Source organism: Bradyrhizobium sp. CAR08, from assembly GCF_052871955.1.
In genome coordinates this window covers 129,480-142,625 of the sequence record NZ_JBIXJX010000011.1, presented here as the reverse complement: position 1 = coordinate 142,625, position 13,146 = coordinate 129,480, and the positions used below count along the sequence as shown (strand labels likewise).

Below are 13,146 nucleotides of genomic sequence, written 5' to 3'. Positions count from 1 at the left end.
GTTCACTTCGTCAATTCAACCAGAGCCGCGGCAGCGCCGCGCCGGTGCGCGCCAGCACGGTCATCATGTCTGCGCGCAGACGCGCCGCATCTTGGGCACAGAACCGCGCCATTGCAAAGCCATTCCAGGCGGATATCCCGACCTCGCTGGCGAAGGATTCCGAGGCCTCGCGGATGCGCTCGATCAGGGCCTCGTCGCCGGGCACGATCAGCGCCGTGCCAATCGCAGCGCCGCCCCTGGCCACCGCCGATCGCGCAAGCTTTGCGCCAATATTGCCGTCGAGCCTGACGGTCTCGGCGAACACTAGCTTGCCGCCGCGACGCAGCCGCCAGCGATCGACGAACTCACCCTGCTCCATCCGTTCGCCCATCGCGGTACGGCCGAACACCACGATCTCGCACAGCAGGAGCGAGGCAGTCGCATCGAGGTCTATGTCGAAGCGACGACGCACGCGCGCGCGGTCGAACAGGATCGTCTCCTGCGGCAGCCAGCCGAGATGTGCGCCTGCGGCAACCTTCAGCGCTATATTGAGCTCCGCCGCCTGCCCTGGCGCGCGATAGACCTTTTCCGCGGCCGCCGTCGTCAGCGTCAGCTTCGAACCATCTGCGGCAGCGATCTCGATGTCGAAGCGATCGCCGCCGGCGACACCACCGGCCGTGTTGACGAACACGCCGGAGAGCCCCTCGTCCTCCGGCGAAGGGAAGCGCACGCGCAGGGAGCCGGACTCATGCAATATCCCGCGACGTGTCACACCGTCGCGCGCGTGGACGTCGAAGCGCACCGCGCCGCGGGCACGGTTGGCGTCGAACACCGAAGATGCCGTTAGAACGTCGCTGCGCATCCGCCCCCCAGCCGGTCGCGGCAGAATGGCCTACAGCGCCATCTGGCGGCTGATTTCGCTCGCGTCGAGATTGGAGCGGTCGCAGGTGAACTTCACCGCGCCGCGATCCATCACCGCAAAACTGTCGCCGAGTTCGCAGGCAAAGTCGAGATATTGTTCGACCAGCACGATGGCGATGTTGCCGAGATTGCGCAGGTACGAGATGGCACGGCCGATGTCCTTGATGATCGAGGGCTGGATGCCCTCGGTCGGCTCGTCGAGCAGCAGCAACTTCGGCCGCATCACCAGCGCGCGCCCGATCGCGAGCTGTTGCTGCTGGCCGCCGGAGAGATCGCCGCCACGCCGTCCGAGCATGGATTGCAGCACCGGAAACAGGGAGTACACGTCGTCCGGAATGTGCTTGTCCTCGCGCCTGAGCGGCCCGAAGCCGGTCTTGAGATTCTCCTCGACCGTCAGAAGCGGAAATATCTCGCGCCCCTGCGGCACGAAGCCGATACCCTTGCGCGCGCGCTCATAGGGTTTCAGGCCCGTGATATCGTTGCCGTCGAGCACGATGGCGCCCGAGGAGATCGGGTACTGCCCGACCATGGCACGCAGGAGCGAGGTCTTGCCGACGCCGTTGCGCCCGAGCACGCAGGTGACCTTGCCGGGCTCGGCCGCAATCGACACGCCGCGTAGTGCCTGCGCCGCGCCGTAGAACAGGTTGATGTCCTTGACCTCAAGCATCGCTCAGCGCCCCAGATAAACTTCGATGACCCGCTCGTTGGACGAGACCTGGTCGATGGTGCCTTCCGCGAGCACGGTACCCTCGTGCAAGCAAGTGACCTTGACGCCGAGCTCGCGCACGAATGTCATGTCGTGCTCGACCACCATCACGGTGTGGGTCTTGTTGATTTCCTTGAGCAGCTCGGCGGTGAGATGCGTCTCGACGTCGGTCATGCCGGCGACGGGCTCGTCGACGAGCAGTAGTTTCGGATCCTGGGCGAGCAGCATGCCGATCTCGAGCCACTGCTTCTGGCCGTGGCTGAGGCTGCCGGCGAGACGGTTGCGGGCATCGGTGAGGCGGATCGTCTCCAGCACCTTGTCGATCTGCTCGGCCTCCGCCCGGCTGCCGCGCCAGAACAGCGTACCCTTGACGCTGTGGTCGACATTGAGCGCGAGCAGCAAATTGTCCTGCACGGTCTGGCTCTCGAACACGGTCGGCTTCTGGAATTTACGGCCGATGCCGAGCTCGGCGATGCGGGTCTCGTCCAGTCGCGTCAGATCGGTGACTCCGTCGAACAGCACGGTGCCTTCGTCGGGCTTGGTCTTTCCGGTGATGATGTCCATCATCGTGGTCTTGCCGGCGCCGTTCGGGCCGATGATGGCGCGCATCTCGCCGGGCTCGAGCGTCAGCGAGAGGTTGTTGATGGCGTGGAAGCCGTCGAACGAGACGTGCACACCGTCGAGATACAGCATTGCGGAGGTCGCGCGGGTGTCCATGACGTTCATTGCGCCTCCTCCGCCATTTTGGGTTGGGTGACGCCGTCTTCGGCCGCGGCGCTCGCAATGGTCGCGGCGTCGCGCCTTTCCTTCGACGAGTCCCACCAGGCGTTGAAAGTGCCGACGATGCCCTTAGGCAGCAGCAACGTTACCAGGATGAACATGGCACCCAGCATGAACAGCCAGTAGGGCGCGAGCATGCCGGAGGTGAAGAACGTCTTTGCGTAGTTGACGACGACGGCGCCGAGCGCGGCGCCGACCAGCGTACCGCGGCCGCCGACCGCGACCCAGATCACGGCCTCGATCGAATTGCCCGGCGCGAATTCGCTCGGGTTGATGATGCCGACCTGCGGCACATAGAGCGCGCCGGCGACGCCGGCCATGCAGGCCGACACTGTGAACACGAACAGCTTGTAGGATTCGACCCGGTAGCCGAGGAAGCGCGTGCGCGATTCCGCATCGCGCACGGCGATCAGCACCTTGCCGAGCTTGGACGAGACGATGGCGCGGCAGATCAGAAAGCCGGCGATCAGCGCCAGGCAGCTCAGCGCGAACAGCGCAGCACGCGTGCCCTCGGCCTGCACGTTGAAGCCCAAGATGTCCTTGAAGTCGGTCATGCCGTTGTTGCCGCCGAAGCCGAAATCGTTGCGGAAAAAGGCGAGCAGCAGTGCATAGGTCATCGCCTGGGTGATGATTGACAGATACACGCCCGTGACGCGCGAGCGGAAGGCGAGCCAGCCGAAGGAAAAGGCGAGCAGGCCCGGCACGATCAGCACCATCAGCGCGGCAAACCAGAACATGTCGAAGCCGTACCAGTACCAGGGCAGCTTCGAATAGTTCAGGAACACCATGAAGTCCGGCAGGATCGGATTGCCGTAGACGCCGCGGCTGCCGATCTGCCGCATCAGGTACATGCCCATCGCGTAGCCGCCGAGCGCGAAGAAGGCACCGTGACCGAGCGAGAGGATGCCGCAATAGCCCCAGATCAGGTCGATCGAGAGCGCCAGGATCGCGTAGCAGACATATTTGCCCCAGAGCGCGACGAGATAGGTCGGCACTTGCAGGAACGAACCTGCGGGCAGCAGCAGGTTGGAGAGCGGGATGAGGATGCCGCAGGCCACGACGATGGCAAGGAAGATGGTCGCGCCGCGGTCCAGCGATCGCGTCAGCATGTGAGGGGTCATGCTTCCACCGCGCGGCCCTTGAGCGCGAACAGGCCGCGCGGCCGTTTTTGAATGAACAGGATGATGAGAACGAGGATGGCGATCTTGCCGAGCACGGCGCCGGCGACCGGCTCCAGGAATTTGTTGGCGATGCCGAGCGTGAAGGCGCCGACCAGCGTGCCCCAGAGATTGCCGACGCCACCGAACACCACGACCATGAAGCTGTCGATGATGTAGCTCTGGCCGAGATTGGGGCTGACATTGTCGATCTGCGACAGCGCCACGCCGGCGATGCCCGCAATGCCCGAGCCGAGACCAAAAGTCAGCGCGTCGACCCGCGAAGTGGCGATGCCCATCGAAGCCGCCATGCGCCGGTTCTGTGTCACCGCGCGCATCTCGAGCCCGAGTGCCGTGTAGCGCAGCATCGCGAGCAGAATGACGAACACCGCGAGCGTGAAGACAAGGATCCAGAGCCGGTTATAGGTGACCGTGATCTGGCCGATCTCAAACGCGCCGCTCATCCAGGAGGGGTTGCCGACCTCGCGGTTGGTCGGGCCGAACATGGTGCGCACGGCCTGCTGCAGCACCAGCGACAGGCCCCAGGTCGCCAGCAGCGTCTCCAGCGGACGGCCATAGAGAAAGCGGATGATGCTGCGCTCGATCACGACGCCGAGCGCGCCGGCCACCAGGAAGGCGAGCGGCACGGCGATCAGCAGCGAATAGTCGAACAGGACGGGATAGCGGGTACGGATCACCTCCTGCACCACGAAGGTGGTGTAGGCCCCGATCATCACCATCTCGCCATGGGCCATGTTGATGACGCCCATCACGCCGAACGTGATGGCAAGCCCGATCGCAGCAAGCAGCAGCACCGAACCGAGCGAGAGGCCGTACCAGGCATTCTGCACCATCGACCAGACCGCGAGCGAACTCTGGATCGAGCCGATTGCGCTCGCGGCAGCCTTGGTCACCGAGGCCGGCTGGTCGCCCATGCCGGTCAGCAGCGCCATCGCCTCCTGGTCGCCGCGCGCCTTGATGGTGGCAACGGCTTCGAGCTTCTCGAGCTCGGTGGCATCCGGCTTGAACAACAGGATCGCCGCGCGGGCGTCGCCCAGCGCAGCCTTGACGGATCGGTTGGTTTCCTTGGCGAGCGCGCCATCGACCGCTTCGAGCGACGTCTCCTCATGCGACTTGAAGACGGATTGCGCGGCCTGGAGCCGCGCTCCGATGTCGGGTGACTGCAGCGTCAGGCTGCCGATCGCCGCATCGACGCTGCGGCGAAGGCGGTTGTTGAGGCGGACCGCGCTCGCACTGTCGGGCACGCTGGCCACGGCCTGACCGGTCGTGGCATCGATCGACTTGCCGTCGGTGCCGCTGACGTAAACCTTCTTGCTATCAGGGTCGGCCATGAGCCGGCCGTCCTGGAGCGCGCTGATGATCGGAAAGGCCAGCGTATTGCCGCTGCTTGCGACCACGCCGATCGCCTCCTCCGTGTCGGAATAATCGTCGTTGGCGAATTTGGCGACCGCATCCTCGAACGGGCCGGCCAAGGCCGGCAGTGCGAACGCGATCAGGAAGAACGAGAGCAGGAGCGAACAGAGGCGGGCGGACAAATTGGCTGGCACTGTGAAAGACCCCGGCAGAAAAGGGTGGAGAAGGCGGCGGGATCGCCGCCTTCTCCGATCGTGCAATGGAGCGTCAGATCCGGATCAGGAGCCCGAACCGAGGCACTTGTTGGTTTTGGTGTTGAAGTTACCGCACTTCTTGCCGACCCAGTCGCCGACCAGGTCCTTGGAGCCGTCGAGCTCCTTCGACCAGGCGTCGCCCGCGACAAGACCCGGGGTCTTCCACACCACGTCGAACTGGCCGTTGGCTTTGATTTCGCCAATGAACACCGGCTTGGTGATGTGATGGTTCGGAAGCATCTTGGAGGTGCCGCCGGTCAGGTTCTTGGCTTCGATGCCGGGGAGCGCATCGATCACCTTGTCCGGATCGGTCGACTTCACCTTCTCGACCGCCTTGATCCACATGTCGAAGCCGATCACGTGCGCTTCCATCGGATCGTTGGTCACGCGCTTCGGATTCTTGGTGTAGGTCTGCCACGCCTTGATGAACTTCTCGTTCTCCGGCGACTTGATCGACTGGAAATAGTTCCAGGCGGCGAGATGGCCGAGCAGCGGCTTGGTGTCGATGCCGGCGAGTTCTTCCTCACCCACCGAGAACGCGACGACCGGGATGTCCTTCGCCTTGATGCCCTGGTTGCCGAGCTCCTTGTAGAAAGGAACGTTGGCGTCGCCGTTGATGGTCGAGACCACAGCGGTCTTCTTGCCGGCCGAGCCGAACTTCTTGATGTCGGCCACGATCGTCTGCCAGTCGGAATGACCGAACGGCGTGTAGTTGATCATGATGTCTTCCTGGGCGACACCCTTGGACTTCAGATAGGCTTCCAGGATCTTGTTGGTGGTGCGCGGATAGACGTAGTCGGTGCCCGCGAGCACCCAGCGCTTCACCTTCTCGTCCTTCATCAGATAGTCGACGGCGGGGATTGCCTGCTGGTTCGGCGCGGCGCCGGTGTAGAACACGTTGCGCTCGCTCTCCTCGCCCTCGTACTGCACGGGGTAGAACAGGATGCTGTTCAGCTCCTTGAACACCGGGAGCACCGACTTGCGCGACACCGAGGTCCAGCAGCCGAACACGACCGAGACCTTGTCCTTGGTGATCAGCTCGCGCGCCTTCTCGGCGAACAGCGGCCAGTTCGAAGCGGGATCGACGACCACGGCTTCGAGCTTCTTGCCGTTGACGCCGCCCTTCTTGTTCTGCTCGTCGATCAGGAAGAGGATGGTGTCCTTCAGCGTGGTTTCGCTGATGGCCATGGTGCCGGAGAGGGAGTGAAGCACGCCGACCTTGATGGTGTCGTCCGCGGCTTTCGCACCAGAAATGGAAGCCAGACCAAGCATCAGTCCGGCGGTCGCGGCGAGAACGCCACGGCGGCTAAATGGCGCCGCTATATCGTGAGTGGATTTGCTATGCATGAGTGTCTCATCTCCCTGACGCAGACGTGAAAAACGCTGCGAAACGGCCCCAACGGCCGCCTGCGATTAACGGATTCGCAAGAACTGTGCCATGGATTAGACACCCTTCAACCGATTGTTTTTGCTGGTGAAATTGACAGAAAACGAAGTATCGCACAGGCCGCGCCGCCTAAACATTGAGCAACTCTAATGTATGCGAATGCGGCAGGCAGGTTATTTTCTGAGCAAATTTGTCACTCTGGCTAAATTTCCGGCATAACTATTTCTGCACCGCGATCGCCGTTTCTGTGGGGCGTGCCTTGAAAGCGCCGCCTCAATGTTCCATATGAGGTCGAGGTCTCTTGCGAATCAGGAGACCGTTGCGAGCCGCGTGTTCTTAAGCCCTTACGGGCGTCTGGCTTGCCCCATCCCATCAAGCCATCCGACACCCCAAACACGCAGGTGTCCCACTCGACACCCTTTTGCGCGCGCCGCGCCGAATGCGCCGGGCGCCCGCTTTTGACATGGAAAGAACCCATCTTTTGACTTCGTTTCAGGATTTCGGCCTCGCCGAGCCCATCGCCCGTGCTCTCACCGAAGAGAACTACGTCACCCCCACCCCCATCCAAGCCCAGACAATTCCGACCGCGCTGACCGGCCGCGACGTCGTCGGCATCGCCCAAACCGGAACCGGCAAGACCGCGTCCTTCGCGCTGCCGATCCTGCACCGCCTGCTCGAGAATCGCATCAAGCCGCAGCCGAAGACGACCCGCGTCCTGGTGCTGTCGCCGACCCGCGAACTGTCCGGCCAGATCCTCGACAGTTTCAACGCCTATGGCCGTCACATCCGCCTGTCCTCGACGCTCGCCATCGGCGGCGTGCCGATGGGCCGTCAGGTCCGCTCGCTGATGCAGGGCGTCGAGGTGCTGGTCGCCACCCCCGGCCGTTTGCTCGACCTCGTGCAGAGCAACGGACTGAAGCTTGGCAGCGTCGAATTCCTCGTGCTCGACGAGGCGGACCGCATGCTCGACATGGGCTTCATCAACGACATCCGCAAAATCGTCGCCAAGCTGCCGATCAAGCGGCAGACGCTGTTCTTCTCGGCCACCATGCCGAAGGACATCGCCGAGCTGGCCGACGCCATGCTGCGCGACCCCGCCCGCGTCGCGGTGACCCCGGTCTCCTCGACCGTGGAGCGCATCCAGCAGCGCATCATCCAGGTCGACTTCTCCGCCAAGCCGGCGTTCCTCGCCCAGCTGTTGAAGCAGGAGCAGGTCAACCGCGCGCTGGTTTTCACCCGCACCAAACACGGCGCGGACAAGGTGGTGAAGACGCTCGAGAAGGCCGGCATCCCCGCCAGCGCCATCCACGGCAACAAGTCGCAGAACCACCGCGAACGGACACTCGCTCTGTTCCGCACCGGCGAGATCCGTACCCTGGTCGCCACCGATATCGCCGCCCGCGGCATCGATGTCGACGGCATCACCCACGTCATCAATTTCGATCTGCCCAACGTGCCGGAGACCTATGTGCACCGCATCGGCCGCACCGCGCGCGCGGGTGCCGAGGGCACCGCGATCTCGCTGGTCGCAGGCGGCGAGGAACTCGCCTATCTCCGCGACATCGAGCGGCTGATCAAAGTGGCGCTGCCGCGTGAGGATCGCCGCACCGACGCCGGCCGCCGCGATGCGGGCCCTCCCCCGCAGCAGCAACGACAGGGTCGGCCGGGCCGCCCGGGCCAGCGTCCGCAAGGCGCAAGGCATGGTGAGGGACGCCACGCTGACGGTCGCCGTGCCGACGAAAGGCATGCGGACGGGCGCCACCACAGTGCCGCCAAGCAGGGCGACGGAAGGCCCGGCAGTGGCCCGAAGGCAGCTCCTCGCAGCCGCTCCGGAGGCAAGGCGCATTCTTCGCCAAACGCCCGTCCGGAACAGCGTTCCGCGCATAGCGCCGGGGCGTCTGATGGGATACAAGGCGTTGCCTTTTTACGCCGCGAGAGTCGGCCGAACGGCCAACCGAACCGCAAACCCCATTCGCACTAGCCGTCCACGACCTGGAGAAATTCATGGCTAAGGAAGAGCTGATCCAGTTCGAAGGACTGGTCACCGAAATCCTCCCCGACGCGCGCTACCGCGTGCAGCTCGACGCCGGACACGAGATCGTCGCCTACACCGCCGGCAAGATGAAGAAGAACCGCATCAAGACTCTGGCGGGCGACCGCGTGACGGTAGAGATGTCGCCCTATGACCTCGAAAAGGGCCGGCTGATTTTCCGCCACAAGGACGAACGTCCGAGCGGGATGGGCGGACCTCCGCGTCCCGGACAGCGCGGCGGCCAGTTCCGCCGCCGCTAGCGGGGGCCCAGCGCGCGAGCGCGGACCTGTAATTCCGACGTGTATGCTGATCCGCCGTGACCATCACGGCGGATCAAAAAATCGTGCACGTCAGCATTGTTTTGGGTGTCTGTTTCCAATAAAATGACTTAATCGATTTTCGGCCGGACGACATTAGCATCCACCGGTACAGCCGGTTCAGACACGCTGACGACCCTTCCAAAAATTCGATCTAACCTGTCCGCGCAAGCGGGCTCTGACATTGTGTTATCTGAGAAGGGACTACCCCCATGAGCATGGGAACCGTGAAGTGGTTTAACGCGACCAAAGGCTTCGGCTTCATCCAGCCCGACGATGGCGGCCAGGACGTGTTCGTTCACATCAGCGCTGTGGAGCGTGCAGGCCTCGGCACGCTGCGCGAAGGTCAGAAGATCTCCTACGAGATCGTCGCCGACCGCCGTTCCGGCAAGTCGGCAGCCGACAACCTCCGCTCCGCCGGCTGAGCCTACCGCTTACGGGCCCCGATCGGCTCGAGCGAACCAATCAATGAAAAGGCCGGGCGCGATGCCCGGCCTTTTTTTATTCCAGGATCTGCTCTCGTATTTCAGCACGGCGACTTTACACCCGTGTAAGGAACGCAGGTGACCTGGCGCGGCCGCGTGTAGGAGACATCGCTCAGCGTGATGCCCGTCTTCAGGACGAATTTGACAGAAGGCGTGTAGACGTAACTCGCCTGACTGAAGATAAGGTAGGTCGACGCGATCAAGAGCGATGGCGGAATCATCGAGGTGACCGTGGTGCCAGCTACCAGAGTCGGGGGCGGAGCCGTCAGCGTGGCCTGCGTCGCACCGTTGGCAATGGTGGCGGACTTGCTCCATTGAATCTTGGCGACCTTGCTTGAGTCGATATAGATCTGAAGGACCGTGCCGTTCACGAGCGTAGCGTCGTACGGCATGATCATCGATATGCTTGCCGTGAACGTGTCCTGCATGTCGCCATCGTCGACCGATGTCGACTGCGACGTCAAATCGGACAGAGTCCGTGCAATCATTGTGACTTTGCGATTGATCGCCACGGCCGATGAAAATTCGACGGTCCCGAAGAACATCACCAGCATCAGCGGCACGATGACCGCGAACTCGGTCGCCGCGATCGCACGCGTGTGGGCGACGAAGTCGCGCACGGAGCAACGGGCATTCCTCCAGATATTCGCAATCGCCGGCATCTGTCCGCTCGGATCCATCTGTCTCAGAAGGGTTCGTTCTTGAAGGCCGCGGTCGCAATCAGCAGCCGCTTGTTGTTGCAGCCCATGTTGAAGCCAAGGCCAGTGACGAAGAGCGGCCACTGATAGAACAGCCGCACCACGACGACCTGGTTGGCGGCCCCGGCACTGTACTGCACGCCGGTTGGATTGAAGCTGCAGGAATCACCATAATTGGTGAGGCTCAGCGCTCCGAACGAGTTTGTACTCACGACGTCGACGTAGAGCTTGCTGCAATCCGGGATCTGGCTGCAGACGTAAGCCTTGAACGTCGTTTGCGAGCAGGGTGTGCTGACGCCGGAGACCGCGCAGGCCGTGAGCGTGCCGCTTTACGCCTGCCCGGTCAGCAACACGCGCGCAGAATTTTGCGAGGCACTCTCGAGCACCTGGCTCGCCAAGAACATCAGCGCCGACTCGATGATGGCGAACAGCAACGCAAAGAACATCGGCGCAACGAGCGCGAACTCGACGGCTGCGGAGCCGCGGCGGCTGCCACGAAACCGGCGCAACGTGGCGAGGAGCCTGAATCTCGTAGGTGCAGGCGAAGGCATCAAATTCCCCAGCAGCAGCAATCATCTGCCATGTTCAATAGCGGAAACTGATTGTTTAAGTGTTTCAGGCGATCCGCACCCGGCGGCCCGGGCCGTTAAGAGCGCGTTAACCGCGAACGACCCGGACCAGGGAGACGAGGACACGGAAAGAGAAACTCGCGCGCGTGCGGCGGGCGGGGACGATCCTTGCCCCCAAATCCGCCAATCAAACTTGCTGGTTGGTCTTACTTGGTTCGTCTTACTTGGTTCGTCTTGCTCAGTTCGCCTTAGTCAGTTCGTCTTGGCGCCCGCACCGGCACTGCCGCTCGCCGAGCTGCTCAACGAACCGGCCTGGCTCATCGTGCTGTTGAAGTAGGTGTCGCTGTCGCCGAGCGTCACGCGGCGCTGGCAAAGCGGCGCGCAGCTGTAGGACTCGCGTTCGATCCCGCGATAGACGGTAACGAGCCGGTCGCTCGGACCTTCGACCTGGACCTGGCGGTCGACCAGGATCTCGCCGCCGCGGTCGAGCGCGATGAAATTGGTGGCGCCATAGCCCTTTCCGGTGACGACGATCATGCCGCCGGGCTGGAGCGTGACGTCGGCGATCAGGGGATTGCCGACCACGATGGTTGCCACCTTGCCAGGCAGCCGCACCAGCTTGGCCTGGTCGACATTGACGGCGATGGTATCGGCGGACTCGGCAATGACGGCAGCCGGCGATGCCAGCACCGCTGTCGCAACCAGAAGACAGACGCGCGCATGACGGCGCAGCAGTTGTTTACGCATACTCTTACCCCCGGGACGTCACAAACCGGCAGAAGCGATCAGATAACAGCCGAGCCGGTGCCCGACCCGGCTAACCTGCCCTCAATTCGTGAACGTTCCGCAAACTCTCGGACTATTGTTTGAACGGACTGGCGTTCGCGGCTCTCGAGAACCTAGCGGCGGAACGGATAGGCAAGCTGCCCTCCGATTTCCTTCGGCATGGTGGCTTCATCCTTGCCGTAATCCTGCGGCAGTTGCCCCTCGGGCATGCGGAAAGTGCCGAACAGCAAGTCCCAGATCGGGAACGTGCCGGCAAAATTGGTGTCGCCGCCCTCTGCTAGCGCGGTGTGGTGCCAACGGTGGAACACCGGCGTCGCCAACACATATTTGAACGGCCCGAAGGTCCAGTTCAGGTTGGCGTGCACGAAGGCCGAATGGAAGGTCGTGAACGGGGCGAGCCAGACCATGGCGTTCGGCGAAATGCCGGCCATCAGCAGCACGACGTCGACCGCGATGGTACCGAGCACGAGATTGACGGGATGGAAGCGTGCCGCAGAAATCCAGCTGATCTCCTCCGAGGAGTGGTGGATCGCGTGGTACTTCCAGAACCCACCGCCGTGGAACAACCGGTGCAGCCAGTACAGCATGAAATCGGACAGCACCAGGAACAGCATGGCCTGGACCCAGAGCGGCAATAGCGCCAGCGGGCCGTGGCCATTGTCGTAGAAGGCGATGAGCCCGTCGGCATCATGGATGTTGAAGACGAAGCTCGCACCGACGATCAGAAGGCCGATCCGCATGACACGTGCGAACACCGGAACGATAAACCAGTAGCAGATGTCCGTGACGATCTCCCGCTTGCGCCACCACGGCACGCCGGGATTGCAGGCCCAGACATGCTCGAGCACGGTGAAGACCACCGCGAGCGCGAAGGTCGCGGGGATCACCTTCGCGATGGTCTCGCCAAGCATCAGGGCGATTTCCATGGGCAGGCTCGACATTGTCGCCTCTCTTGCGAATTGCTGGTCCCGCCTACGCGTACTCCCCCAAATTTAAGGGAGGGTGAAGCCGGTGCTGCGCTTGCTGCACATCCGGAACCGGAACGAATTGCAGCTGGCTGCCTTAAGGCGAAATTCACTCTGGCCAGCGGCAAGCGCGTTTGCCCGATCGAATTAACTCTCCCGAAAGAGCTCGGATCTCATGGTCGTTGCGTCAAGCACACCGCCGAACGAGGCGATCCCACCCCAGATGGAGTTTTGTTCATGAAGAACCTGATTGCGCGTTTCGCGAAAGATGAATCCGGCGCCACCGCCATCGAATACGGTCTGATTGCCGCCGGCATCGCGCTGGCCATCATCACCGTCGTCAACAATCTCGGCACCACGCTGAACGCCAAGTTCACCTCGATCAGCAGCTCGCTGAAGTAGGCGATCGATCAACGACTGCAAAAGCCCCGGATTTCCGGGGCCTTTGTTTTTAAGACGGCGAGTTCCAGTGGCGTTGAGCAAGTACAGAACCGATGCCGTGGTCGCGGCGAACGCGGCCGAGGCGGCGCAGACCGGCTCGCCGGCTTACTGGGTCTGCCTGGCCCTGCTGCTTGCGACCGTCGCGCTCGCCGCACGCATCGCCTCCCTCTGGTGAGCACGCCTTCGGCTGGTTCTACCCCTCAAGACCGCCGCCGCCGTTTTCGGTTTGTTTAGCACTGCCGGCTAGAATCCGGCGACGCCAGCTCCGCGGCACACCCAGGCCTCAAGACGCAGC

General features: G+C 62.9%; 14 protein-coding genes and 1 pseudogene. 5 read left to right on the top strand and 10 right to left on the bottom strand.

The features are described from left to right. Window positions 1–10: 10 nt before the first annotated feature. From ACIPUD_RS23460 to urtA, 6 genes are all read right to left on the bottom strand, one after another. Window positions 11–841: an urease accessory protein UreD gene (locus ACIPUD_RS23460; protein ID WP_368508799.1), complete on the bottom strand. Its 831-nt coding sequence runs from the start codon at window positions 839–841 to the stop codon at window positions 11–13. 30 nt (window positions 842–871) lie between these two features. Further along, entirely contained in the window at window positions 872–1,567 is a 696-nt protein-coding gene (gene urtE, locus ACIPUD_RS23455; RefSeq protein ID WP_007599806.1) for an urea ABC transporter ATP-binding subunit UrtE, read from the bottom strand. A 3-nt stretch (window positions 1,568–1,570) separates the two neighbouring features. Continuing rightward, entirely contained in the window at window positions 1,571–2,332 is a 762-nt protein-coding gene (gene urtD, locus ACIPUD_RS23450) for an urea ABC transporter ATP-binding protein UrtD (protein WP_018454669.1), read from the bottom strand. Then, window positions 2,329–3,507: an urea ABC transporter permease subunit UrtC gene (gene urtC / locus ACIPUD_RS23445; RefSeq protein WP_026232788.1), complete on the bottom strand. Its 1,179-nt coding sequence runs from the start codon at window positions 3,505–3,507 to the stop codon at window positions 2,329–2,331. The genes urtD and urtC overlap by 4 nt, the downstream gene beginning before the upstream one ends. Beyond that, window positions 3,504–5,111 (bottom strand): urea ABC transporter permease subunit UrtB, encoded by a 1,608-nt coding sequence (gene urtB / locus ACIPUD_RS23440; RefSeq protein ID WP_018454671.1) that lies wholly within the window; start codon window positions 5,109–5,111, stop codon window positions 3,504–3,506. Before urtB ends, urtC begins: the two co-directional genes overlap by 4 nt. An 84-nt stretch (window positions 5,112–5,195) precedes the next feature. Beyond that, window positions 5,196–6,518, bottom strand: a complete 1,323-nt coding sequence (urtA, locus tag ACIPUD_RS23435) for an urea ABC transporter substrate-binding protein (RefSeq protein WP_026232789.1) — start codon at window positions 6,516–6,518, stop codon at window positions 5,196–5,198. A 479-nt stretch (window positions 6,519–6,997) separates the two neighbouring features. On the opposite strand from urtA, the gene ACIPUD_RS23430 reads away from it, so the two are divergent. The 3 genes from ACIPUD_RS23430 (at window position 6,998) to ACIPUD_RS23420 (ending at window position 9,332) form a co-directional block, all read left to right on the top strand. Further along, a complete protein-coding gene (locus tag ACIPUD_RS23430; protein ID WP_051112971.1) occupies window positions 6,998–8,539 on the top strand; it encodes a DEAD/DEAH box helicase in 1,542 nt (513 codons plus the stop codon). 23 nt (window positions 8,540–8,562) lie between these two features. After that, a complete protein-coding gene (gene infA, locus ACIPUD_RS23425; RefSeq protein ID WP_007599789.1) occupies window positions 8,563–8,850 on the top strand; it encodes a translation initiation factor IF-1 in 288 nt (95 codons plus the stop codon). Window positions 8,851–9,119: 269 nt separating this feature from the next. Next, window positions 9,120–9,332: a cold-shock protein gene (locus ACIPUD_RS23420; RefSeq protein ID WP_007599788.1), complete on the top strand. Its 213-nt coding sequence runs from the start codon at window positions 9,120–9,122 to the stop codon at window positions 9,330–9,332. A gap of 101 nt (window positions 9,333–9,433) precedes the next feature. Here the strand turns inward: ACIPUD_RS23420 and ACIPUD_RS23415 are convergent, their stop codons facing one another. From ACIPUD_RS23415 to ACIPUD_RS23400, 4 genes and pseudogenes are all read right to left on the bottom strand, one after another. Beyond that, entirely contained in the window at window positions 9,434–10,054 is a 621-nt protein-coding gene (locus tag ACIPUD_RS23415) for a TadE/TadG family type IV pilus assembly protein (protein ID WP_446481627.1), read from the bottom strand. Between the two features lie 23 nt (window positions 10,055–10,077). Continuing rightward, window positions 10,078–10,641 (bottom strand): annotated as a pseudogene (locus ACIPUD_RS23410) (TadE/TadG family type IV pilus assembly protein). A gap of 270 nt (window positions 10,642–10,911) precedes the next feature. Further along, window positions 10,912–11,406: a pilus assembly protein N-terminal domain-containing protein gene (locus tag ACIPUD_RS23405; RefSeq protein WP_018454676.1), complete on the bottom strand. Its 495-nt coding sequence runs from the start codon at window positions 11,404–11,406 to the stop codon at window positions 10,912–10,914. Window positions 11,407–11,558: 152 nt separating this feature from the next. Next, window positions 11,559–12,386 (bottom strand): sterol desaturase family protein, encoded by an 828-nt coding sequence (locus ACIPUD_RS23400; RefSeq protein WP_085351734.1) that lies wholly within the window; start codon window positions 12,384–12,386, stop codon window positions 11,559–11,561. A gap of 261 nt (window positions 12,387–12,647) precedes the next feature. Here ACIPUD_RS23400 and ACIPUD_RS23395 point away from each other — a divergent pair, with 261 nt between their 5' ends. After that, on the top strand, window positions 12,648–12,812 hold the full coding sequence (locus ACIPUD_RS23395) for a Flp family type IVb pilin (protein ID WP_007599783.1): 165 nt from the start codon (window positions 12,648–12,650) through the stop codon (window positions 12,810–12,812). A 73-nt stretch (window positions 12,813–12,885) separates the two neighbouring features. Then, entirely contained in the window at window positions 12,886–13,026 is a 141-nt protein-coding gene (locus ACIPUD_RS23390) for a hypothetical protein (protein ID WP_162496356.1), read from the top strand. The last annotated feature ends 120 nt before the right edge of the window (window positions 13,027–13,146 follow it).

Excerpts from the sequence above, each read along its gene's own strand:
- ACIPUD_RS23460 (WP_368508799.1), bottom strand. The coding sequence starts at position 841 with ATGCGCAGCGACGTTCTAACGGCATCTTCGGTGTTCGACGCCAACCGT.
- urtE (WP_007599806.1), bottom strand. The coding sequence starts at position 1,567 with ATGCTTGAGGTCAAGGACATCAACCTGTTCTACGGCGCGGCGCAGGCA.
- urtD (WP_018454669.1), bottom strand. The coding sequence starts at position 2,332 with ATGAACGTCATGGACACCCGCGCGACCTCCGCAATGCTGTATCTCGAC.
- urtC (WP_026232788.1), bottom strand. The coding sequence starts at position 3,507 with ATGACCCCTCACATGCTGACGCGATCGCTGGACCGCGGCGCGACCATC.
- urtA (WP_026232789.1), bottom strand. The coding sequence starts at position 6,518 with ATGCATAGCAAATCCACTCACGATATAGCGGCGCCATTTAGCCGCCGT.
- ACIPUD_RS23430 (WP_051112971.1), top strand. The coding sequence starts at position 6,998 with ATGCGCCGGGCGCCCGCTTTTGACATGGAAAGAACCCATCTTTTGACT.
- infA (WP_007599789.1), top strand. The coding sequence starts at position 8,563 with ATGGCTAAGGAAGAGCTGATCCAGTTCGAAGGACTGGTCACCGAAATC.
- ACIPUD_RS23420 (WP_007599788.1), top strand. The coding sequence starts at position 9,120 with ATGAGCATGGGAACCGTGAAGTGGTTTAACGCGACCAAAGGCTTCGGC.
- ACIPUD_RS23415 (WP_446481627.1), bottom strand. The coding sequence starts at position 10,054 with ATGCCGGCGATTGCGAATATCTGGAGGAATGCCCGTTGCTCCGTGCGC.
- ACIPUD_RS23405 (WP_018454676.1), bottom strand. The coding sequence starts at position 11,406 with ATGCGTAAACAACTGCTGCGCCGTCATGCGCGCGTCTGTCTTCTGGTT.
- ACIPUD_RS23400 (WP_085351734.1), bottom strand. The coding sequence starts at position 12,386 with ATGTCGAGCCTGCCCATGGAAATCGCCCTGATGCTTGGCGAGACCATC.
- ACIPUD_RS23395 (WP_007599783.1), top strand. The coding sequence starts at position 12,648 with ATGAAGAACCTGATTGCGCGTTTCGCGAAAGATGAATCCGGCGCCACC.